The 20,323-nt window shown below is 57.7% G+C and carries 17 protein-coding genes; 6 read left to right on the top strand and 11 right to left on the bottom strand.

Annotated elements, in window-relative coordinates:
- Window positions 1-3 precede the first annotated feature (3 nt).
- The 4 genes from TU76_RS04405 to lpxC all read left to right on the top strand — a co-directional run bounded on the left by TU76_RS04405 (window position 4) and on the right by lpxC (window position 4,457).
- Window positions 4-870, top strand: coding sequence for a cell division protein FtsQ/DivIB (locus TU76_RS04405; protein ID WP_019823789.1), 867 nt, complete (start codon window positions 4-6; stop codon window positions 868-870).
- Window positions 871-885: 15 nt separating this feature from the next.
- Entirely contained in the window at window positions 886-2,145 is a 1,260-nt protein-coding gene (gene ftsA, locus TU76_RS04400; RefSeq protein WP_019823787.1) for a cell division protein FtsA, read from the top strand.
- A 73-nt stretch (window positions 2,146-2,218) separates the two neighbouring features.
- On the top strand, window positions 2,219-3,433 hold the full coding sequence (gene ftsZ / locus TU76_RS04395; RefSeq protein ID WP_019823786.1) for a cell division protein FtsZ: 1,215 nt from the start codon (window positions 2,219-2,221) through the stop codon (window positions 3,431-3,433).
- A gap of 112 nt (window positions 3,434-3,545) precedes the next feature.
- Entirely contained in the window at window positions 3,546-4,457 is a 912-nt protein-coding gene (lpxC, locus tag TU76_RS04390) for a UDP-3-O-acyl-N-acetylglucosamine deacetylase (protein WP_019823785.1), read from the top strand.
- A gap of 78 nt (window positions 4,458-4,535) precedes the next feature.
- On the opposite strand, the gene TU76_RS04385 is transcribed toward lpxC, so the two are convergent.
- The 8 genes from TU76_RS04385 to TU76_RS04350 all read right to left on the bottom strand — a co-directional run bounded on the left by TU76_RS04385 (window position 4,536) and on the right by TU76_RS04350 (window position 15,432).
- Window positions 4,536-6,014 (bottom strand): sensor domain-containing diguanylate cyclase, encoded by a 1,479-nt coding sequence (locus tag TU76_RS04385; RefSeq protein ID WP_088500087.1) that lies wholly within the window; start codon window positions 6,012-6,014, stop codon window positions 4,536-4,538.
- A 131-nt stretch (window positions 6,015-6,145) separates the two neighbouring features.
- Window positions 6,146-7,465: an OprD family porin gene (locus TU76_RS04380; RefSeq protein ID WP_048351149.1), complete on the bottom strand. Its 1,320-nt coding sequence runs from the start codon at window positions 7,463-7,465 to the stop codon at window positions 6,146-6,148.
- Window positions 7,466-7,655: 190 nt separating this feature from the next.
- Entirely contained in the window at window positions 7,656-7,862 is a 207-nt protein-coding gene (locus TU76_RS04375) for a hypothetical protein (RefSeq protein WP_235428601.1), read from the bottom strand.
- A gap of 354 nt (window positions 7,863-8,216) precedes the next feature.
- Entirely contained in the window at window positions 8,217-8,876 is a 660-nt protein-coding gene (locus tag TU76_RS04370) for a hypothetical protein (RefSeq protein WP_019823778.1), read from the bottom strand.
- 254 nt (window positions 8,877-9,130) lie between these two features.
- Entirely contained in the window at window positions 9,131-10,519 is a 1,389-nt protein-coding gene (locus TU76_RS04365) for a heavy metal sensor histidine kinase (protein ID WP_019823775.1), read from the bottom strand.
- A complete protein-coding gene (locus tag TU76_RS04360; RefSeq protein ID WP_019823773.1) occupies window positions 10,512-11,186 on the bottom strand; it encodes a heavy metal response regulator transcription factor in 675 nt (224 codons plus the stop codon). The genes TU76_RS04365 and TU76_RS04360 overlap by 8 nt, the downstream gene beginning before the upstream one ends.
- A gap of 8 nt (window positions 11,187-11,194) precedes the next feature.
- Window positions 11,195-14,290, bottom strand: coding sequence for a multidrug efflux RND transporter permease subunit (locus TU76_RS04355; protein ID WP_019823772.1), 3,096 nt, complete (start codon window positions 14,288-14,290; stop codon window positions 11,195-11,197).
- The gene (locus tag TU76_RS04350) at window positions 14,287-15,432 is read right to left on the bottom strand and encodes an efflux RND transporter periplasmic adaptor subunit (protein WP_019823770.1); all 1,146 of its coding nucleotides are present in this window, start codon (window positions 15,430-15,432) and stop codon (window positions 14,287-14,289) included. Before TU76_RS04350 ends, TU76_RS04355 begins: the two co-directional genes overlap by 4 nt.
- A 253-nt stretch (window positions 15,433-15,685) precedes the next feature.
- Between TU76_RS04350 and TU76_RS04345 the strand changes: the two genes are divergently transcribed.
- The gene (locus tag TU76_RS04345; RefSeq protein ID WP_019823768.1) at window positions 15,686-15,931 is read left to right on the top strand and encodes a hypothetical protein; all 246 of its coding nucleotides are present in this window, start codon (window positions 15,686-15,688) and stop codon (window positions 15,929-15,931) included.
- 1 nt (window position 15,932) lies between these two features.
- Here the strand turns inward: TU76_RS04345 and TU76_RS04340 are convergent, their stop codons facing one another.
- The 3 genes from TU76_RS04340 to norR form a co-directional block, all read right to left on the bottom strand.
- A complete protein-coding gene (locus tag TU76_RS04340) occupies window positions 15,933-16,406 on the bottom strand; it encodes a GNAT family N-acetyltransferase (protein ID WP_048351148.1) in 474 nt (157 codons plus the stop codon).
- Window positions 16,407-16,411: 5 nt separating this feature from the next.
- Window positions 16,412-17,311 carry a chemotaxis protein gene (locus tag TU76_RS04335; RefSeq protein WP_019823765.1) on the bottom strand — a complete coding sequence of 300 codons (900 nt, stop codon included), beginning with the start codon at window positions 17,309-17,311 and terminating at the stop codon, window positions 16,412-16,414.
- A 77-nt stretch (window positions 17,312-17,388) separates the two neighbouring features.
- The gene (norR, locus tag TU76_RS04330) at window positions 17,389-18,933 is read right to left on the bottom strand and encodes a nitric oxide reductase transcriptional regulator NorR (protein WP_048351147.1); all 1,545 of its coding nucleotides are present in this window, start codon (window positions 18,931-18,933) and stop codon (window positions 17,389-17,391) included.
- A 153-nt stretch (window positions 18,934-19,086) separates the two neighbouring features.
- On the opposite strand from norR, the gene hmpA reads away from it, so the two are divergent.
- Window positions 19,087-20,259: an NO-inducible flavohemoprotein gene (gene hmpA, locus TU76_RS04325; RefSeq protein ID WP_019823762.1), complete on the top strand. Its 1,173-nt coding sequence runs from the start codon at window positions 19,087-19,089 to the stop codon at window positions 20,257-20,259.
- Window positions 20,260-20,323 lie beyond the last annotated feature (64 nt).

Here is a 20,323-nt window from a genome sequence, read left to right as displayed (position 1 = left end):
TCCATGCAAGGTGCATCGCTTCGTCATCAACCACCCGCTCCCGGCCGCAAGCCGGTGCCGCGTGGCGCCAGCCGGATGGTGGCGAAAGAGCCGATGTCGGTGCGTTTGCCAAAAGCCAATTTTGGCTTTTTGAAAGCCTTGTTCTGGCCGGTACTGCTGGTGGCGTTGGGTTATGGCACCTACGAAGGTGCACAACGCTTGATGCCGTATGCGGATCGGCCGATCACCAATGTCAACGTGCAGGGTGATTTGACTTACATCAGCCAGCAAGCCGTGCAGCAGCGCATCGCCCCTTATGTGGCGGCGAGTTTCTTCACGGTAGACCTGGCAGGCATGCGCACCGAACTTGAGCAAATGCCATGGATCGCACACGCCGAGGTTCGGCGTGTGTGGCCCGACCAGGTGGTGATTCGCCTTGAAGAGCAACTGCCGGTTGCCCGCTGGGGGGATGAAGCATTGCTGAACAATCAGGGCCAGGCATTCACGCCGCGTGAGCTGGCCAACTATGAGCATTTGCCGCAGTTGTTTGGTCCCCAACGGGCTCAGCAGCAAGTGATGCAGCAGTATCAGGTGTTGAGCCAGATGCTGCGTCCGATGGGCTTTTCAATTGCCCGGTTGGAATTGCGTGAGCGCGGTAGCTGGTTCCTGACCACCGGAGCCGGCAGTGCAGGACCTGGAATCGAGTTGCTGTTGGGGCGCGATCACCTGGTGGAAAAAATGCGTCGCTTCATAGCCATCTATGAAAAAACGCTGAAAGAACAGATTACAAACATAGCGCGCATCGATTTGCGTTATGCCAACGGATTGGCCGTCGGCTGGCGGGAACCTGTGGCACCCACGATAGCCCAACCCGCTGTCGCGAAGAATTAAGAAGAGGCAGGACCCATGGCAAACGTGCAAAGCGGAAAAATGATCGTCGGTCTCGATATCGGCACCTCCAAGGTGGTGGCGCTGGTGGGCGAGGTCGGTGAAGACGGCACGATCGAAATCGTCGGTATTGGCACGCATCCGTCCCGGGGCCTGAAGAAAGGCGTGGTGGTGAACATCGAGTCCACCGTGCAATCGATCCAGCGCGCCATCGAAGAAGCGCAGCTGATGGCCGGTTGCCGGATTCACTCGGCGTTTGTCGGCGTTGCCGGCAACCACATCCGCAGCCTGAACTCCCACGGCATCGTGGCGATTCGGGATCGCGAAGTCAGCTCGGCCGACCTTGAGCGTGTTCTCGACGCCGCACAAGCCGTCGCGATCCCGGCTGACCAGCGTGTACTGCATACCCTGGCGCAGGACTACGTGATCGATAACCAGGAGGGCGTTCGTGAGCCACTGGGCATGTCGGGCGTGCGTCTGGAAGCCAAGGTTCACGTAGTGACGTGCGCCGTGAATGCCGCACAGAACATCGAGAAATGCGTGCGCCGCTGTGGTCTTGAGGTGGACGACATCATCCTCGAGCAACTGGCGTCGGCTTACTCGGTGCTGACCGATGATGAAAAAGAATTGGGCGTTTGCCTGGTCGATATCGGCGGCGGCACCACTGACATCGCGATCTTCACCGAAGGCGCGATTCGCCACACGGCAGTGATCCCAATTGCGGGTGATCAGGTGACCAACGACATCGCGATGGCGCTGCGTACACCGACCCAATATGCCGAAGAAATCAAGATTCGCTACGCCTGTGCACTGGCCAAACTGGCTGGCGCCGGCGAAACCATCAAGGTGCCGAGCGTAGGCGATCGCCCACCGCGCGAGCTGTCGCGTCAGGCGTTGGCCGAAGTGGTCGAGCCGCGTTACGACGAACTGTTCACCCTGATTCAGGCTGAGCTGCGTCGCAGCGGCTACGAAGATTTGATCCCGGCGGGCATCGTGTTGACCGGTGGTACTTCAAAGATGGAAGGCGCGGTCGAACTGGCCGAAGAGATCTTCCACATGCCGGTCCGCCTGGGCGTGCCGCACAGCTTCAAGGGCTTGACCGACGTTGTGCGTAATCCGATTTACTCCACCGCTGTGGGCTTGTTGCTGTACGGGCTGCAAAAGCAGTCAGACGGTATTTCCATGTCGGGTATCAGCAACCGCGACAACTACAGCAGTGACGAACAAAAAGCCCCTGTGTTTGAGCGCCTGAAGCGCTGGGTGCAGGGCAACTTTTAAAGCTTGAGCTGTAAAAAGATTCAAAGCGGTAGAAGTAGGCGAAAAAAACTAGAGAACTGAAAGGAGAGGGACCATGTTCGAACTCGTAGACAACATCCCGCAAAGCCCGGTAATTAAAGTTATCGGTGTTGGTGGCGGCGGTGGCAATGCTGTTAACCACATGGTTAAGAGCAACATCGAAGGCGTGGAATTCATCTGCGCCAACACTGACGCGCAAGCGCTGAAAAGCATCGGTGCGCGCACGATCCTGCAATTGGGCACTGGTGTGACCAAGGGCCTGGGTGCCGGCGCAAATCCAGAGGTAGGCCGTCAGGCCGCTCTGGAAGACCGCGAGCGCATCGCTGAAGTGTTGCAGGGCACCAATATGGTGTTCATCACCACGGGCATGGGCGGTGGTACCGGTACCGGTGCTGCGCCGATCATTGCCGAAGTGGCCAAGGAAATGGGGATTCTCACCGTTGCGGTGGTGACTCGTCCGTTCCCGTTCGAAGGTCGCAAGCGCATGCAGATCGCTGACGAAGGTATTCGTCTGCTGTCCGAAAGCGTCGATTCGTTGATCACGATTCCGAACGAAAAACTGCTGACCATCCTCGGCAAGGACGCAAGCCTGCTGTCGGCTTTCGCCAAGGCCGATGACGTGCTGGCCGGTGCCGTGCGCGGTATTTCCGACATCATCAAGCGTCCGGGCATGATCAACGTCGACTTTGCCGACGTGCGTACCGTGATGAGCGAAATGGGCATGGCAATGATGGGCACTGGCTGCGCCAGCGGTCCGAACCGTGCACGTGAAGCGACCGAAGCGGCTATCCGCAACCCGTTGCTTGAAGACGTAAACCTGGAAGGCGCTCGCGGCATCCTGGTCAACATCACCGCCGGTCCTGACCTGTCCCTGGGTGAGTACTCCGACGTGGGTAGCATCATCGAAGCCTTTGCTTCCGAGCACGCGATGGTGAAGGTCGGTACCGTTATCGATCCGGACATGCGCGACGAACTGCATGTGACCGTGGTTGCTACCGGTCTGGGCGCAAAAATCGAGAAGCCGGTCAAGGTCATCGACAACAGCGTTCAAGCCTCGTACGCAGCTTCTGCGGCACACAACGCACCTGCTCGTCAGGAAGCGCGTACCGAGCGTCAGGAACAACCGGTGGTTAACTACCGTGATCTGGACCGCCCGACCGTGATGCGTAACCAGGCACAGCAAGGCGCGACGACCGCTGCCAAGCTCAATCCTCAAGACGATCTGGATTACCTGGACATCCCGGCTTTCCTTCGTCGACAGGCTGATTAATGAAATCAATCAGGGCTATTAAGGTGATTGGTATTCAGCAAAGGCTCGGTCTGCTATTATCCCCAGCCTTTGTTGATACCTATTCGCAATTTGCGCTGAAGCGGCCAATGCCATGATTAAGCAACGCACCCTGAAAAATATTATCCGTGCCACAGGTGTCGGCCTGCACTCCGGTGAGAAGGTCTACCTGACCCTCAAGCCTGCCCCTGTGGACACCGGCATCGTGTTTTGTCGTGCAGACCTTGACCCTGTTGTGCAGATCCCTGCCCGCGCGGAAAACGTCGGCGAGACAACGATGTCGACCACGTTGGTTAACGGCGATGTAAAAGTAGACACGGTAGAGCACTTGCTCTCGGCCATGGCTGGCCTGGGGATCGATAACGCCTACGTCGAACTCTCCGCGTCTGAAGTCCCGATTATGGACGGTAGCGCCGGACCTTTCGTGTTCCTGATTCAATCTGCCGGCCTGGAAGAACAGGACGCGCCGAAGAAGTTCATCCGTATCCTGCGTGAAGTGACAGTGGAAGACGGCGACAAGCGCGCCACTTTCGTCCCTTTCGAAGGGTTCAAGGTGAGCTTCGAGATCGATTTCGATCACCCGGTTTTCCGTAACCGTACCCAAAGTGCAACCGTAGACTTCTCAAGCACTTCGTTTGTTAAAGAAGTCAGCCGCGCACGTACTTTTGGTTTCATGAGTGATATCGAGTACCTGCGCAAGCACAATCTCGCACTCGGCGGTAGCGTAGAAAACGCGATCGTGGTCGACGCGGATGGAGTACTAAACGAAGACGGCCTTCGCTATGAAGACGAATTCGTGAAGCACAAGATCCTCGACGCAATTGGCGATCTTTACCTGTTGGGCAATAGCCTGATCGGTGAATTCAAAGGCTTCAAGTCTGGCCATGCACTGAACAACCAGCTGATTCGCAAGCTGCTTGAGCAGACCGATGCGTGGGAAGTCGTGACCTTTGAAGATGCCAGCACTGCACCGATCTCGTACATGCGTCCGGTTGCGGCAGTTTAAGTAAAACTTCTTTCTCTAGTTTTTGAAGGCCACCTCCGGGTGGTCTTTTTTTTGTTTGTGATTTAACCACGCCATGCTCTATTCCGTGGGTTTTGGTTTAAGTGCATTGAGCCCGGTTTCATTGATATCCATTACCCGGTTTCTACCGCGCTTCTTGGCTTGATAAAGCGCTTTATCGGCAGTGCTGATCAGTTCTTCCTGAACGTCGCCTGGTTTGGCATAGCGAGTACAGGCACCCAGACTGACAGTGAGCTTGTTCGTTGCGGTGTTGGCCGGTTGCATGTGTTCCACGGCGCTGCGAATTTTTTCAGCCAGCAGGCGAGTGCCCGCAGCGTCTGTCTCCGTCAGGACAACCGCAAACTCTTCTCCTCCATAGCGGGCCGCCAGATCAGCGGGGCGGCGCACATGGGCATTGATTGCCTGTGCGACCCGACGCAAGGCTTCATCGCCTGCCTGATGGCCGTAGCTGTCGTTGAAGGCCTTGAAGTGATCGATATCAATCATGATCAATGACAGGGGGGCGCCTGAGCGTTGAGCGCGTCGCCATTCCAGATCCAGTGTTTTATCCAGCATGCGTCGATTGGCCAGCCCGGTAAGCGGATCGGTGGAGGCTAGGGTTGCAAGCTCTCGTTCTGCGCGTTGACGCAGGCCTAGTTCGCGAACCAGTAGCCAGGTAAGCCAGAGTAAGCCCAGGCAGAGCAGCAGCGTTGCGCTACCGATCAACAAGGCTGTGTGCTGCCAATTACTGAAAATGTGCTCGGTTGACAAGGCCACCACGACCACCATGGGCAGCTCGCTGACTTGGGCGAAGTTGTAAAGACGCTCCAGGTTGTAGGCACCGGACATAGCGGTAAAGCTGCCATAACGCTCTGTGAGAAAACGCAAAAAGATCGGCGTTTGGCTGAGGTCCTGACCGGTGTAAAACTTGGTAGTCGCAGGAGACTGAATCAGCAGGATACCGTCCGTGCTGATGAGGCTGATGTTGCCTGTAGGTCCAAGGTCCAGCCCGCGGAACAGATTTTGAAAGTAGCTCAATTTCATCTGGGCAACGGCGACGCCGCCAAACGTGCCGTCCGGAGCCGTAATTCGGCGGCTCAAAATCAGGTTCCAGTCATTGGGTATCCCGCTGACGAGCAGGGGGCGACTGATGAAGAGTTCATCGCTTTTTGCTTTGAGGTGCGCCCTGAACCAAGGCTGCTGAAGAGCGTTGTCCAGCAAGGATACCGTCGGCCGAGAGCTGGCAATCAGTTTGCCTTCGGCATCGAGTACAAAGAACCCTGCGTTGGAAGGCGCTTCAATGGCTCTGTCGAAGAGCACCGACTTTTGAGTCTGTGGCGAAAGAGGGGCCAGTGCCTGGCTTTGCATCAGTTTGATCAGGTTGCTCAGGGAGGTGTCGTAGATCGAGAACGTGTTACGAATATCCCGGCTGATCAACTGCACAATGTTCAACGCCGCGCGTGCGGCGTCTTCTTCGGTATTGCGGAACTCCCTGACCAGCAAATAGCCAACGATGCTGAGGATGGCCAGCACCGAGAGGGCGCTGGCCCCGACCAGCATGCGTCGAGTGATGATGTGTGAACGCGGGGAGAATGGAATGGCCTTGCCCTCACAGATACGATTCGTGCCCTGCCATAAGGTGATTCCTTACAGAGATAAGGCCAGCTAAAAGCTGGCCTTATGGTCAAGGATTAAAACACATCAATAGGATAGTCGACGATTACCCGGTACTCATCGACATCGTTGTCGACGCTCTGGTAAGCCGTGTTACCGCGGTTGGTTGCCCAGCGCAGGCTTACTGCCAGATCCTTGGCCTTGCCTTCCTGAAGTACGTACTTGACCCCCAGATCGCGCTCCCAGTGATGGGCATTCTTGCCTGCGGGGTTGTACCAGTTGCTGTAGCCGATGCTGTTGGCGTCAGCCTTGGTCAAATCCAGCTCGCCGCGTGAGTAGGAAGCACTGGTCGTCAGACCTGGAATACCGAGCCCGGCAAAGTCATATTCGTATTGCAGCTTCCAGGAGCGTTCGTTGGGGCCGTTGAAGTCCGAATATTGCTGCGAGTTGTCGAGGTAAACGCTGTCACCCTGATAGAGGTAGTCAAAAGGCGTGTTGCCGTTGACCCGCTGGTAGACCGCCGTCACCTTGTGTCCGTCGACTCCGACCGCGAAGTGCAGGCTGAAAGTGTTGTTGTCGATATCCCCCAGCAGCGCCTTACCGGTGTCCTGGGTGTGATAGAAATGCAGGCCGGGATTAAGGCTGATGCTCTCGGTCAGCGCATAGGTGTAATCCAGGTCGTAGTAGTACTGGTTCCAGATATCCTGCAGCTGGGCCGCATATAAATTGCTGGTAATCCCAGGCACACCGCTCCAGGACGTACCGGCCCAGGTGATGTGCTTGCTGCTCTGATCGCCAAGGTCGCCGTAGGTGGTTGTCAGACGGCGCATGCCACTCTGGTTGTAGGGCTTTTCAAAGCTGACCTGGCCGCCTTCGAACATCCAGCCATCGAAGCTGTGATTGGTCAGGCTGACACCGCGAAAGGTCTGCGGCAGCATGCGAGTTTCGCCGCCGGCAATCACCGGGTTGGTCAAAAACAGATCGCCTGCCTTGAGTTCGGTATCAAATGCCCGAATTTTCAATGCCGCACCGGCAGACGAGAAGGATGTGGGGGCTTTGCCGTTACCATCACTGACCGGCAGGATGCTGCTGCCGTCCGTGCCGCCACCGCCGTCGAGCTTGAGCCCAAGCAGGGCGTAGGCATCAAGGCCGAAGCCGACCGTGCCCTGAGTGAAGCCCGACTCAAATTTACCGACGAAACCTTGGCCCCATTCCTTGCTGTCATCGGCATGGGGGCTGCGGATATCGTGGTTCATGTAGTAGTTGCGGGCGTTAATTTTGAGGCTTGAGCCTTCGATAAAGCCGTCTTTTGAGGCGTCGTCAGCGGCATGGGTGAAAGTGGGGATCGTTGCAGCCAGGGCAATGAATAACGGACTGAGTTTTAGTGAGTACTTCACCAGTGAGTTGCTCCTTGAGAGTGGCGGCAGTTGTTATTTTGATCAAAGAAACTGTGCTTGCTTGATCGCACTCCAGAGAGGCAGTGCTTTTTTTTAAACAAAAAAAAGCCGCTATCATAGCGGCTTTTGAAACAATCAGTCACATGCATGGCATATGGCTGACTGGGTCGGGAAGTTTGAAAGTGTTGGATCAACTGTCTTTTGCTTCATCCGAAACGCTGGCTTTGGCCTGCTTTTGCTGGGGCTTGGCGTCGTTTTGTTGACGTGCCGTCAGCTCTGCCTGGTTCTGCTCAAAAGAAGCTGCGCGTGCCGCATTTTGTGCGACGAATGCAGGGGATTCTTCCGCCATGGCCAAAGGCGACAACAACAAAGACGACAAAACGAAAACGCTAGCCATACCCATACTGCTGGACATTTCAAAGACCTTCTTGCTTAGCAAGTGCTGTGTGATGGCCTAAATCTATAGCGGTGCGAGGTGGCGAAAAAGCCATGTTTTGGACAAGGACTTTTGCGTTTCAAGTAACAAACCGGGAGATGAGCGAGCTAGACACATCAAGCCGCGAGAACTGAGCAGGGTGGCAATCCTTTTGACGTCAAAGGTTGCAGCCTTGCTCAGCTCCTGCGGGGATGGATGACACAGATGCACCGTCATTGCGTCACGCGCCGGGCAATGTGTACTGGGGCTCAATACGATGGTCAACGCGCGTTAAGATTGAATTACGCCTGAAAGAATGACGTGCTCAGGACGCAGTTACACGACTGTAAACTTGATCGTGGCTAGCGAAACCTCATGGTTCAGGCGCGAATCCCATAATGAGGCATAGACCGTATTGACTCCCGGAAAAGCCGGGTTGGCCCACGTGGTAACTTCAAAGTTAGGGAATGCTGCGCCCATACCAAGGCCAGGACCTCCGGGTCGCTCATACCGAACAGTGTAGAAGTGGGCTTCCTCAGGTCGAATACCTGTTGTTTTTACTTTAAGCGTTATTGAAGCCTCTTTTATATATTCGCTGTTGTGAGGAGGTGAAACAGTCTCGATTTTTGGGGTGGTTGGAATAATGGCTCTAACAGGAATTGTTTTGGAAGTTGTAAGGTTAAGGTAGGTGGCTTTCATGGTTAAAGAAAAGCTTTTTGTCACGGGCCCTGTGATAAGACAGTTTCGAGCGCTGGTATTGGTGATGTTGAAGTTCGGCATGTGCGGGCTGGTGCTCATGCTCCAGTAAACGACCCCCTCGTACACGGTGTTGCCGTTGGCATCCTGAACCAGTGAGGGCGTCCGGATAGTGCATCCTGTATTGATGGGGGTGTCAGTGTCGCCGCTACCGCCGATTAAAATCCGGGTCGCGGGTCCTGCTAACACGTGGGTATCATTGTTTTTGGTGAAGTCGTCACTGCTATTGAAGTCATTCATGAGAACTACCTGTTCAGGAAAGTTAAGTGTGTTGGGTAGCGGACTTAAATTAAGGGCAGTTGTGTTGGGTATTTATTACTTGTCGCAGGGGGAGTATGAGGAGGGGGGGTTAAGTCGTCTACTGTCATAATTAGCAGGTGTGATTATGATGCTGGGTATTTATTGTGCGTGAAAAGTTATGGTAGTTCTAAGGTGTATGTGTTTAATGTGTTTACGGAAGGGGTGTTATTGTTTGATGTTGTGTTTATAGGTGTTTACATCTGGGGCTCGGGGAGTGTCAGTCCAAATATATTTCTACCGTGTTGGCTGCGTACAAACACGTCGCCGCCGTGCATGTGTGCAATCGCTTTAACAATGGCCAGCCCCAATCCGTGATTGGCGCCACTGTTATAGCGGGCCGCATCAACGCGATAAAAGCGCTCGAACAGGCGAGGTAAATGTTCTTGGGCTATCGGCTCGCCAGGATTGCTGATACTGATGGTCACCTGATCCTCCGTACGACTGATCTGTACGTCAATCGATTGCCCGGCCTCGGTGTGCTGCACAGCATTGCTCAGCAAGTTGATCAGTGCCCTGCGCAGATGGGCTTTTTCGATATTGACCTGAGCATCGCCGCTCACCCTCACATCAACCTGCGCGTCCTCAAGAATGAACTCCAGATAATCCAGGGTCGTGGCCACTTCATCTGCCAGGGACGCCCGGGTCAGTTTGCTCGCCTTGCTCCCCTGATCGGCGCTGGCCAGAAACAGCATGTCATTGATGATACTGCGCAGGCGCTCCAGTTCTTCGAGGTTGGATTGCAACACCTCAAAGTAGTGCTCGGCCGAACGCCCCCGCGTCAGTGCAACCTGGGTTTGGCCAATCAGGTTGGTCAGGGGTGAGCGCAGTTCATGGGCCACGTCGGCATTGAACGACTCCAGCCGCGTATAGGCCAACTCGACGCGTTCGAGGGTTGCGTTGAAGGCGCTGACCAGTTGCTCCAGTTCCGGAGCCATGGGTGCGAGGTGCAAGCGTCCAGACAACCGTGGGGGAGCCAGTTTTTGCGCGGCCTCAGACAAAATGTTCAACGGCTTGAGGCCGATCCTTGCCACCCAATAGCCGAGCAGTGAGGCCAGCAGAACACCAATAGCCGCCAAGCTGATTAACGCGATCAGCAAGTGGTGCTGGGTCTGACGAAAGGTTTGCGTATCGATGGCTATTAAAAAGCGCATCGCCGGGCGTTGTTCCTTGGCCGGGATCTGGCTGATCAGCACGTTGAAAGGATAAGCCTGACCAGGCAGCTGCAGGTCCCGAACACCGGTCGGGCCTTGGGCGAACTCGCGTACGGCGGCTTCGGGGTTGCCGTATTCATAGAGCGGGTCCGAACTGATTGCCCAGAATCGGATGCGTTTGTCTTCTTCGCTGAGCAACTTAAGCTTGGCGCTGATTTTGGCCCAGTGTTCGGGCGTGCCGTAACGATTTACGGAAGACTCCAGCACGCTGTAACGCGCATCCAGTTCTGCTTCCGGCAGACGGCTAATACTTTTGTCGACCTGCTGATACAGCGCACCGCCGATCAGCACAAACACCAGCAGCGCCACGAGGGCAAACATTGCACTCAGGCGCAGGGCGATCGAATTCAGGGTGCTGAGTCGCTTAAACACCACGCCGCTCCAGCACGTAACCCATGCCGCGAATGGTGTGCAGCAGCTTGTGCTCGAAGGGGCCGTCGAGCTTGGCCCGCAAACGCTTAATGGCGACTTCGACCACGTTGGCGTCGCTGTCGAAGTTGATGTCCCAGACCATCTCGGCGATGGCCGTCTTGGAAAGAATCTCACCCTGGCGCCGCGCCAGTACGCTGAGCAGCGAAAACTCCTTGGCGGTCAGATCCAGTCGGGCTCCGGCGCGACTGGCCTTGCGGCTGATCAGGTCTATCCACAGGTCATCCACGGTCACCTGCACGGGTTCATGACCGCCGCTGCGACGGGTCAGGGCTTGCAGGCGGGCCACCAGCTCCAGAAACGAAAACGGCTTGCCCAGGTAATCGTCGGCACCTTCGCGCAGCCCGCGAATCCGGTCTTCGACCCGCTCGCGGGCGGTCAGCATGATCACTGGCGTTTGCTTGCGCGCCCGCAAGGCACGCAGCACGCCAAAACCGTCGAGGCCGGGCAGCATCACATCGAGCACGATCACCGCGTAGTCGCTCTCCATCGCCAGGTGCAGGCCTTCGATCCCGTCGCGGGCCACATCCACCGTGTACCCTTGCTCGGTCAGGCCGCGGTGCAGGTAGTCGGCGGTTTTTTCTTCGTCTTCGATAATCAGAACGCGCATGACCCGCCTCAGTGATTCGTCGCCAGCACACTGGCGGATTTGGAGCGATGGAACATCCGCTCAAGCCACAAGTATATGACCGGCGTGGTAAACAGGGTCAGTGCCTGGCTCACCAGTAGCCCGCCAACCACGGCGATCCCCAGTGGCTGGCGCAGTTCGGCACCGGTGCCGTAGCCGAGCATCAGCGGCAGGGCACCCAGCAAAGCGGCGAGGGTGGTCATGATGATGGGCCTGAACCGCGTAATGCACGCCTGGTAGATGGCCTCTTCGGGGCTCAAACCGCGGTTGCGCTGGGCGTCGAGGGCAAAGTCGATCATCAGGATGCCATTTTTCTTGACGATACCGATCAGCAGCACCAGCCCTATCAGCGCCATGATCGAAAAGTCCTGGCCGCATATCCACAGCATCAATAGCGCCCCGACCCCTGCCGATGGCAGGGTCGAAATGATTGTCAGCGGGTGCACAAAGCTCTCATAGAGCACCCCCAGAATGATGTAAACCGCGACCAGTGCCGCCAGGATTAGCCACGGCTGGCTGGACAGCGAGCTCTGAAACGCTTGCGCAGCCCCCTGGAAGTTGCCGCTGATGGTGCTCGGCATGCCGATTTCATTTTTAGCCTGATTAAGCATCAACACGGCATCGCCCAAGGCCACGCCGGGCGCGAGGTTGAATGACAGGTTGGCTGCCGGGAACATACCGTCATGGCTGATCGAGAGCGGCCCGCTGGTAGGTGCATCAACCTTTGCCAGGGCCGACAGCGGCACCATTTCCCCGGTCAACGGCGAGCGCAGGTAGAAGTAGTTCAGGCTCTCAGCTTTGCCACGCTGCTGCGCGTCCACCTCCAGAATCACGTTGTACTGGTTGGTTTCGGTCTGAAACTCATTGACCTGCCGCTGGCCAAACGCGTCGTACAGCGCCTCATCGACATCGGTGGCAGTGAGGCCGAAGCGGGCTGCCGCGTTCCGGTCGATACTGATATGGGTGATGCTGCCGCCCAGTTGCAGGTCGTTGGACACGTCGCGAAACGCCGGGTTGGCGCGCAGCTTTTCAGTCAGGCGCTGGGTCCAGGTGGTGAGCGTCGGGCCGTCGTTGCTTTTGAGCACGTATTGATACTGGCTGCGGCTTGGCCCCGAACTGAGGTTGATGTCCTGGCCTGCGCGCAGGTACAGCACGATGCCTGGTATCTTGGCCAGTTGCGGGCGAATCCGGTCGATAAATTCGCTGGCCGACACATCGCGGTTTTTCCGGTCTTTAAGGGCAATCCAGAAGCGGCCGTTGGCGATGGTCTGGTTGCTGCCGGTCACGCCCACGGAGTGGGAAAAAGCCTGGACCGCAGGGTCGTTACTGATGATGCTGGCCAGCGCCAGGTGCTTTTGGGTCATGTCCGGGAATGAAATGTCGGACGCCGCTTCGCTGGTGCCGAGCACGAAGCCGGTGTCCTGTACCGGGAAGAACCCTTTGGGGATTAGCACGTACCCGACGATGGCCATGGCCAGCGTCACGCCGAAAATCCCCAGCATCAACCGCTGGTGCGCCAGTGCGCGTTTCAAGCCTTTTTCGTACCACGCCAGCAAGCGCTCGCCAAAGCCCGGCCTGGCGTCTGGCGTGTGCACCGGTGAACGCATAAACAGCGCGGCCAGCGTCGGGGCGAGGGTCAGTGACACCACGACTGAAATCAGGATGGTCGAGGTTGCGGTCAGGGCGAACTCCTTGAACAGCCGTCCGACCACGCCGCCCATGAACAGCAGCGGAATGAACGCGGCCACCAGCGAGAAGCTGATGGAAACCACGGTAAAACCAATCTCGCTGGAACCCTTGATCGCGGCGTCGCGCATGCTTTCGCCGGCTTCGAGATGACGGTGAATGTTCTCCACCACCACAATCGCATCGTCGACCACAAACCCTACGGCCACCACAATCGCCACCAGCGTCAGGTTGTTGAGGCTGAAGCCCAGCACATACATCAGGGCAAAACTGGCAATCAGCGAAACCCCGAGGACCGCCGACACAATCAGCGTGGCGGACCATTGGCGCAAAAACAGCGCCATCACCGCGACTACCAGCAGCACGGCAATCAGCAAGGTGATTTCAACTTCATGCAAGGATGCGCGAATGGTTTTGGTGCGGTCACTGAGCACGGTCACTTCAACCGAGGCCGGCAACATGGCTTGCAATCCGGGCAGGGCGGCCTGAATTCGGTCCACGGTTTCAACGATGTTCGCCCCCGGCTGACGTGATATCACCAGGTTGAGCCCCGGCTGATGCCCGGACCAGGCTTGTACGTAATCGTTTTCTGCACCGTTGACCACCCGTGCTACGTCGCGCAGCTGCACGGGGGCGCCGTCCTTGTACGAGACGATCAGTTGGCCGTACTCATCCGCGTCAAACAACTGATCGTTGGTCGACAGGGTAGAAATGCTCGACGGGCCGTACAGCGCGCCCTTGGCTAGATTGAGGCTGGTTTGCTGGATGGCCAGGCGAATATCGGCCAGGGTCAGGCCAATGGCGGCCAGCTTGTCGGCGGAGGCCTGGACCCTGATCGCCGGGCGTTGCTGGCCGGTGATGTTGATCAGGCCCACGCCATCAATCTGGCTGATCTGCCGGGCCAACAGGGTTTCGACATAATCGCTGAGTTCGGTGCCGGGCATGTGCATTGAACTGATGCTCAGAATCAGCACCGGGCTGTCGGCCGGGTTGACCTTCTTCCAGGTCGGCAGGGTCGGCATATCCTTGGGTAACTTGCCGGAGGCGGTGTTGATCGCCGCCTGGACTTCTTGTGCCGCGGTGTCGATGCTTTTGCTCAGGGTGAATTGCAGGGTCAGGGTGGTCGAGCCCAGCGCACTACTGGAGGTCATTTGGGTCATGCCGGGGATGGCGCTGAACTGCACCTCCAGCGGGGTTGCCACCGATGAGGCCATGGTGTCCGGGCTGGCGCCCGGTAGCTGTGCCGACACTTGAATGGTCGGGAACTCGGCTTCGGGCAAGGGGGCGACAGGCAGGCGTGGAAAGGCGATCAGCCCCACGAGCACCAGGGCGAACGTCAGCAGCACCGTGGCGACGGGGTGATCGACGCACCAGGCGGACAGCGAGCGGCTGTTGGTCATGGCTGCACCTGAGCGGCCGTTGGCTCACTCAGTATTTCAATGCGCGAACCTGGCTTGAGCCGCGACTGACCATCGCTGACCAGCGTGTCGCCCGGGTTAACGCCGGTGATGATGCTCTGCTCGGTGTCTTGATAGACCAACTGCACGGGGACTGTCTCGACGGTGTCGACCAGCACCCGGTAAACAAAGTAGTTGTCCAGCCCGCGCTGCACCACCTGAGGCGGCACCACCAGCGCGTTCTTCGCCAGCCCTGACTGGATCTGGACATTGACCAGTTGGCCGGGCCACAGGGTTTGCTTGGGATTGTCGAAACGGGCTTTAACCTTGATCGTGCCAGTGGTTGCCGAGACCTGATTGTCGATCAGACTCAAGCGGCCTTCACCCAGAGGCATGCCGCTGCTGTCGGCGTTACCGATAAAAGCTTTGACCCGGGCCGGGTCTTTGGCCGTGAGCAAGTCGTGCAGCAGGGGGAGCTGATGTTGAGGCAGCGAAAACTCGACGGCGATGGGGTCGATCTGGGTGACGGAAAACAGCCCTTGGGTATCGCTGACCCGCAGGAAGTTGCCCGCATCCACCGTACGAATCCCTACACGGCCGGTGACCGGGGAGCGTATTTGCGTATACGACAACTGCACCTGCGCCGCGGTAATTGCCGCCTGATTGCCAAGCGCCGAGGCTTTGAGCTGATTGACCAGTGCTTGTTGTTGATCGAGGGTTTGTTTGGACACGCCGTTGTCCACGCTCAATACCTGGTAGCGCTTGAGATCGGCCAGTGCCACTTGCAGTTGTGCCTGATTCTGCCCCAGTTGGGCCTTGGCCTGGTCAAGGCTGGCCTTGATCGAGCGGTCATCCAGGGTCGCCAGGAGGTCGCCAGTCTTGACCTCCTGGCCTTCGGCGACCCGTATGTCGGTGAGGATGCCGTCGATTTGGGGACGGATCATCACGCTGTGCAGCGATAACACCGCGCCAATCCCGCTGACATAGCGCGCTACATCTTGCTGCAGTACTTGAACAACCCGGACTGGCACCGCCGCGCCACCCGTGGACTTGCTGGGTGCGGGGCGGTTGAGCCACAAGGCAGTACCACCGATCAGGGCAACGACGAGGGTGCCCAGCATGATTTTTTTAGTTGTGGTGGGCATGCCGGATAGACGCCATGTGCGTGGAGTGAGGGCTGATCAATCAGTTATAGCGTGTAGACCCGGTCAGTACGGTGACGGCTAACTGACATTGCTGACAGTTAGCACTGAGTAAAACATCCGGCAGGTCATTTTTGTGGGAGCGGGCAGATTGATGATTTTTACGACCAGTGAGTGCAACGCACAGGGGGCGCACAGGTATACTGCGCGGCATTGCGCCACTTGGCCTGACTTTTTACCGTATTTCGGAGCTTTCATGACTACCCCTACACAAACGACGGCTCCTGATGCCCCGGACACTGAACTGGTTGAAAATGAAACCACTCTGGAGACCCCGAAAAAACCGGTCATCCCAGCGTTCACTTTCCCTTTCAAGCCTTCCGAGTTTGCCAAGGCCAAGTCCCAGGGCAAGGCGTACTACCAGAAAAGCGGCCTCGGCGGCCACGACACAACCCCTGGCGCACCGCCACACGGCACCCGTAAAACCATGGGCAAGCGCTGATCTATAGCTCGATGCGCTGCACCTGAACCATCCCGGCCCGCTCGTACAAACGACGGGCCGTGGTGTTGCCCTCCATGACCTTCAGGTCAACGCAGGCCTCACCGCGTTGTGCGTACACCGCAAACACTCGCGCCAGCAACGCCTGGCCAATGCCTTGCCCTTGATGTCCGGCATGCACCACCAAATCCTTCAGATAAGCGCTGGTCCAGCCTTGCGCGACGCCCACCACCACGCCTGAACGCAGTGCGATCAAGCACAACTGCGGGTCGAATTCGGCGTCGTGCAGCAGGCTGTGGCGCCACTCCTCGAGCGAATCAACAGTGCCACTGCCATCGCTGTAACCCTGGCTGAGCAAGGTATGCACCGGTTGCATCAGCTCCTCGCTCAGGGCCACAACGCTTAAATCGGCAGGCCAGCAAGCGGCTGCCAACGGGCGAGTCAGGTCTTTGCGCAGTAACAGGCAGTACTCGCTCATGTGTCTCAGTAACCTTGCTCGGCAACCGTGCGAGCCGCCAGGATCAAGCACTGCGTCAGCTCGGGCGAAGAGAATTTGGTCAACACCGCATTGGCTCCGGCCAGGCGCGCTTTTTCGCTGTTCATCGAGCTGTTCAACGAGGTGTGCAGCAGCACGTACAGGTGCGCAAAGTCAGGGGTGTCACGCACGGTGCGGGTGAAGGCATAACCGTCCATTTCCGACATCTCGATATCGGACACCAGCACATTGATCTGGTCCGGTGTGCCTTGCAGTTCCAGCAGGCGCTCGATGGCTTCCTTGGCGCTGCGCGCCGTGTGGCAGTGCAGGCCCAGATTGCGCAGGGTAATGACCGATTGCTGCAACGCCACCTGGCTGTCGTCGACCACCAGTATTCGAGCGTTGGCCAGCAGCCTGGATTCTTCCCTGCTGAGGTTTTGCTCTGCGCCTTCGACTTTTGCCGGAGCGATACCGTGGATCACTTTTTCGATATCCAGCACCTGCACCAGCACGCCGTCGACCTGGGTTACGCCAGTGATATACGAGCGTTTGCCGGAGCCATAGGGCGGTGGGCGAATATCCGTACTCAGGCAGTGCACGATTTTGCTCACGGCCTGTACATGCAGGCCCTGCTTGGAGCGGCTGACATCGGTCACGATCAGGCAGCCGCCATCAGGATCGAGCAACGGCTGCTCGCCGATGGCCCGACTAAGGTCAATCACCGACAACGCCGTGCCACGCAACACCGCAATGCCTTTTACATTGGGGTGCGACTCGGGCATTTTGGTCAGCGGCGGACAGGGGATGATTTCACTGACCTTGAGCAGGTTGATCGCCAACAACTTGCCGCTGCGCAGAGTGAAGAGCAGAAGCGAAAGTGAATCTGCGCGGGCATTGTTCGATGACATAAAAACCTTCTGTGGTGGGAGCGATACAGCGTTATCGACCTTAACCGGGCGGGCTTTAATTTGTGGGAGCGGCAGGTTTACTTCAGGCCCAGTCGTTTGGCCATGCGCCCCAGGTTCGCCCGGTCCAGGCCCAATTCCCGCGCAGCGCTGGCCCAGTTGTGCTGATGGCGTTCAAGGCAGGCGCTGATCAGCTGGCGCTGGTAGTTATCAGTGGCCAGACGCAAATCGCCGATGGGCTGCTGTACATTCAGGGGCTCAATTGCCGCAGCGCTTGGGGGGGTGGTTGGCAAGTCCAGGTCTGCCGCCGTCAGGGTCAAAATGCGCGGTCGCGTGGTGCAACTGCCCAAGGCTTTAAGGGCGCTGCGGCCGATCAAATGCTCCAGTTCGCGCACGTTACCCGGCCAGGAATATTGCACCAGAGCGGCTTGCGCATCGGGACTCAGGCGTAAGCTGCCAAGGCCCATGCGCGAGCGGTTTTGCTCCAGAAAAAAACCGCTCAACAACAGCACATCACGCCCGCGTTCACGCAATGCCGGCACTCTGATCGGATACACACTCAACCGGTGATAAAAGTCTGCACGCAGGCGACCGCTGCGCACTTCTTCAGCCAGGTCGCGGTTGGTGGCCGCGATCAGCCGCACGTCGACCTGATGCTCCTGATCCGAGCCCAGGCGCTGTAACTGCCCGCTTTGCAGCACCCGCAGCAACTTGGCCTGCACGGTCAGGGACAGCTCGCCCACTTCATCCAGAAACAGGGTGCCACCGTTGGCCAGTTCGAATTTTCCGCGCCGGTCATTGGTTGCCCCGGTGAAGGCGCCGCGCACATGACCGAACAGCTCGCTTTCAACCAGGGTGTCGGGCAGGGCGGCGCAGTTCAGGCTGATCAGCGGTTTATCCGCCCGTGGCGAGGCCGCGTGAATGGCCTGTGCCACCAGTTCCTTGCCGACACCGGTCTCGCCGGTGATCAGTACTGTCAGATCACTGCCGCCCACCAAGGCGATTTCTTCAAGCAGGCGCTTGTGAATCTTGCTCTGACCGATCAGTTCTTTATTGGGTGAACCGTTGGCCTGTCGATAAAGCTCGGCTTTCTGCTGTTCGTCCTCCACCCGCAATGCCAGGCGTTCGATGCGTTGGGCCACGTTGACCGTAGCGGCGGCCAGGCTGGCAAAGGCCTGCAGGTCGTCCAGTTCGATCGGCTCAAAGCGTTTTGGGTCCAGGGCGTCGAGCGTCAGCAGCCCCCAGGGGCGCTCGTCGACAAACAGCGGGCAGCCCATGCAGTCGTGGACTTCCAGGTGCTCGGCGAGTCCGTCTACCAACCCGTCATACGGGTCTGGCAGCTCGCAATTGCTAGGGAATCGGGTAGGGCCGGGGCTCGCGAGCAGCGCTTCAAAGCGCGGGTGCTCGCTGACCTTGAAGCGTCGCCCGAGGGTATCGAGGCTCAAGCCATCGACCGCCAGCGGCACCAGCCATTCGCCGTCCAGCCGCAGCAGGGCGGCGGCATCGCAGGGGAGCAGGGCGCGCAAGGCGTGCAGCAAGCGTCGATAGCGCTCGCTCTCGGGCAGGTCGCGGGACAAGTCAGCCACAAGTGGCAACAGGGTGGTGAGTAGCAGTTTTGCAGTCATTTTGACCTCGTATAGTCTTTATGACTATAAATGAGTATGAGTCAAAATGACTATATATTCTTTAAAGTATTGATTTTAAAGGATTTAAATGTTGGCACGAAAGCTGATAGGTAAAGAGTAATTGTTAAAGCCTACGTGCCCAGGAGTTACCTTATGCTTACTGCTCAGGATCGTGCCATCGTTAAATCCACCGTACCCTTGCTGGAAAGCGGCGGTGAGGCGCTGATCACTCATTTCTATCGCATGATGTTGTCCGAATACCCGCAGGTGCGCTCGCTGTTCAACCAGGCCAACCAGGCCAGTGGTGATCAGCCCCGTGCACTGGCCAACGGTGTACTGATGTATGCGCGGCACATCGACCAGCTCGACCAGTTGGGCGATTTGGTTGCCAAGATCATCAACAAGCATGTTGCGCTGCAAATCCTGCCGGAGCATTACCCGATTGTCGGCAGTTGTTTGCTGCGGGCGATTGAGGAAGTGCTGGGCAGCGATATCGCTACCCCTCAAGTGTTGAGTGCCTGGGGTGCGGCCTATAACCAGCTGGCCGATATCCTGATCGGTGCCGAAGCCGCCATTTACGACGAAAAAGCAGCTGCCCCAGGCGGCTGGCGCGGCGGGCGAGCGTTCAAGCTGGCGGCCAAGATCCAGGAAAGCGCTGAGATCACCTCGTTTTACTTCCGTCCGGTCGATCAGCAGCCAATCCTTGATTTTGCTCCGGGTCAGTACATCGGCCTCAAGCTGATGATTGATGGTCAAGAAGTCCGTCGTAACTATTCACTTTCTGCGCTGGCTCAGGTCGGTCGTTACCGCATCAGCGTCAAGCGCGAGAGCGGCGGGGTTGTTTCCACTTTCCTGCACGACCGGATGAACGTGGGCGACACCCTGGAACTGTTCCCGCCAGCGGGCGACTTCACGCTGACCGACAGCGAAAAACCGCTGGTGCTGATCAGCGGTGGCGTGGGTATTACGCCGACCCTGGCAATGCTTGAGGCAGCGTTGGCGACACAGCGTGCGATTCACTTTATCCACTGTGCCCGCAATGCCGATGTGCACGCCTTCCGCACCTGGGTAGATGAACTGGCCGATCAGCACCCTCAATTGAAGCGTTTTTACTGCTACGACGAGCAGGGCGAATCTGCAAATCATGTAGGGCTTTTGACTGAGGAAGTGCTGGCGCAATGGTTACCGCAAGAGCGCGACCTGGATGCTTATTTCCTGGGGCCCAAAGGCTTCATGGGGGCGGTCAAACGTCACCTCAAAGCACTGGGTGTGCCTGAGAAGCAAAGCCGCTACGAGTTCTTCGGCCCGGCGGCAGAGCTGAAGTAACCTTAATCCCCCATTAATCCCCTTGCGAGACCTTCCCGGTAACGTTCAGATACATCCAGGCATC

Origin of the sequence: Pseudomonas psychrophila (genome assembly GCF_001043005.1) — a bacterium.
In the GTDB taxonomy this organism is placed as follows: Bacteria; Pseudomonadota; Gammaproteobacteria; order Pseudomonadales; family Pseudomonadaceae; genus Aquipseudomonas; species Aquipseudomonas psychrophila.
The sequence above is the reverse complement of the archived record's forward strand: the minus strand, read 5'-3'. Positions and strand labels throughout refer to the sequence as shown.

Bases quoted from the DNA above. Each gene is read 5' to 3' on its own strand.
- TU76_RS04405 (WP_019823789.1), top strand. From the start codon at position 4: ATGCAAGGTGCATCGCTTCGTCATCAACCACCCGCTCCCGGCCGCAAG.
- ftsA (WP_019823787.1), top strand. From the start codon at position 886: ATGGCAAACGTGCAAAGCGGAAAAATGATCGTCGGTCTCGATATCGGC.
- ftsZ (WP_019823786.1), top strand. From the start codon at position 2,219: ATGTTCGAACTCGTAGACAACATCCCGCAAAGCCCGGTAATTAAAGTT.
- lpxC (WP_019823785.1), top strand. From the start codon at position 3,546: ATGATTAAGCAACGCACCCTGAAAAATATTATCCGTGCCACAGGTGTC.
- TU76_RS04385 (WP_088500087.1), bottom strand. From the start codon at position 6,014: ATGCTGGTCGGGGCCAGCGCCCTCTCGGTGCTGGCCATCCTCAGCATC.
- TU76_RS04375 (WP_235428601.1), bottom strand. From the start codon at position 7,862: ATGGCTAGCGTTTTCGTTTTGTCGTCTTTGTTGTTGTCGCCTTTGGCC.
- TU76_RS04370 (WP_019823778.1), bottom strand. From the start codon at position 8,876: ATGAATGACTTCAATAGCAGTGACGACTTCACCAAAAACAATGATACC.
- TU76_RS04360 (WP_019823773.1), bottom strand. From the start codon at position 11,186: ATGCGCGTTCTGATTATCGAAGACGAAGAAAAAACCGCCGACTACCTG.
- TU76_RS04355 (WP_019823772.1), bottom strand. From the start codon at position 14,290: ATGACCAACAGCCGCTCGCTGTCCGCCTGGTGCGTCGATCACCCCGTC.
- TU76_RS04350 (WP_019823770.1), bottom strand. From the start codon at position 15,432: ATGCCCACCACAACTAAAAAAATCATGCTGGGCACCCTCGTCGTTGCC.
- TU76_RS04345 (WP_019823768.1), top strand. From the start codon at position 15,686: ATGACTACCCCTACACAAACGACGGCTCCTGATGCCCCGGACACTGAA.
- TU76_RS04340 (WP_048351148.1), bottom strand. From the start codon at position 16,406: ATGAGCGAGTACTGCCTGTTACTGCGCAAAGACCTGACTCGCCCGTTG.
- TU76_RS04335 (WP_019823765.1), bottom strand. From the start codon at position 17,311: ATGTCATCGAACAATGCCCGCGCAGATTCACTTTCGCTTCTGCTCTTC.
- norR (WP_048351147.1), bottom strand. From the start codon at position 18,933: ATGACTGCAAAACTGCTACTCACCACCCTGTTGCCACTTGTGGCTGAC.
- hmpA (WP_019823762.1), top strand. From the start codon at position 19,087: ATGCTTACTGCTCAGGATCGTGCCATCGTTAAATCCACCGTACCCTTG.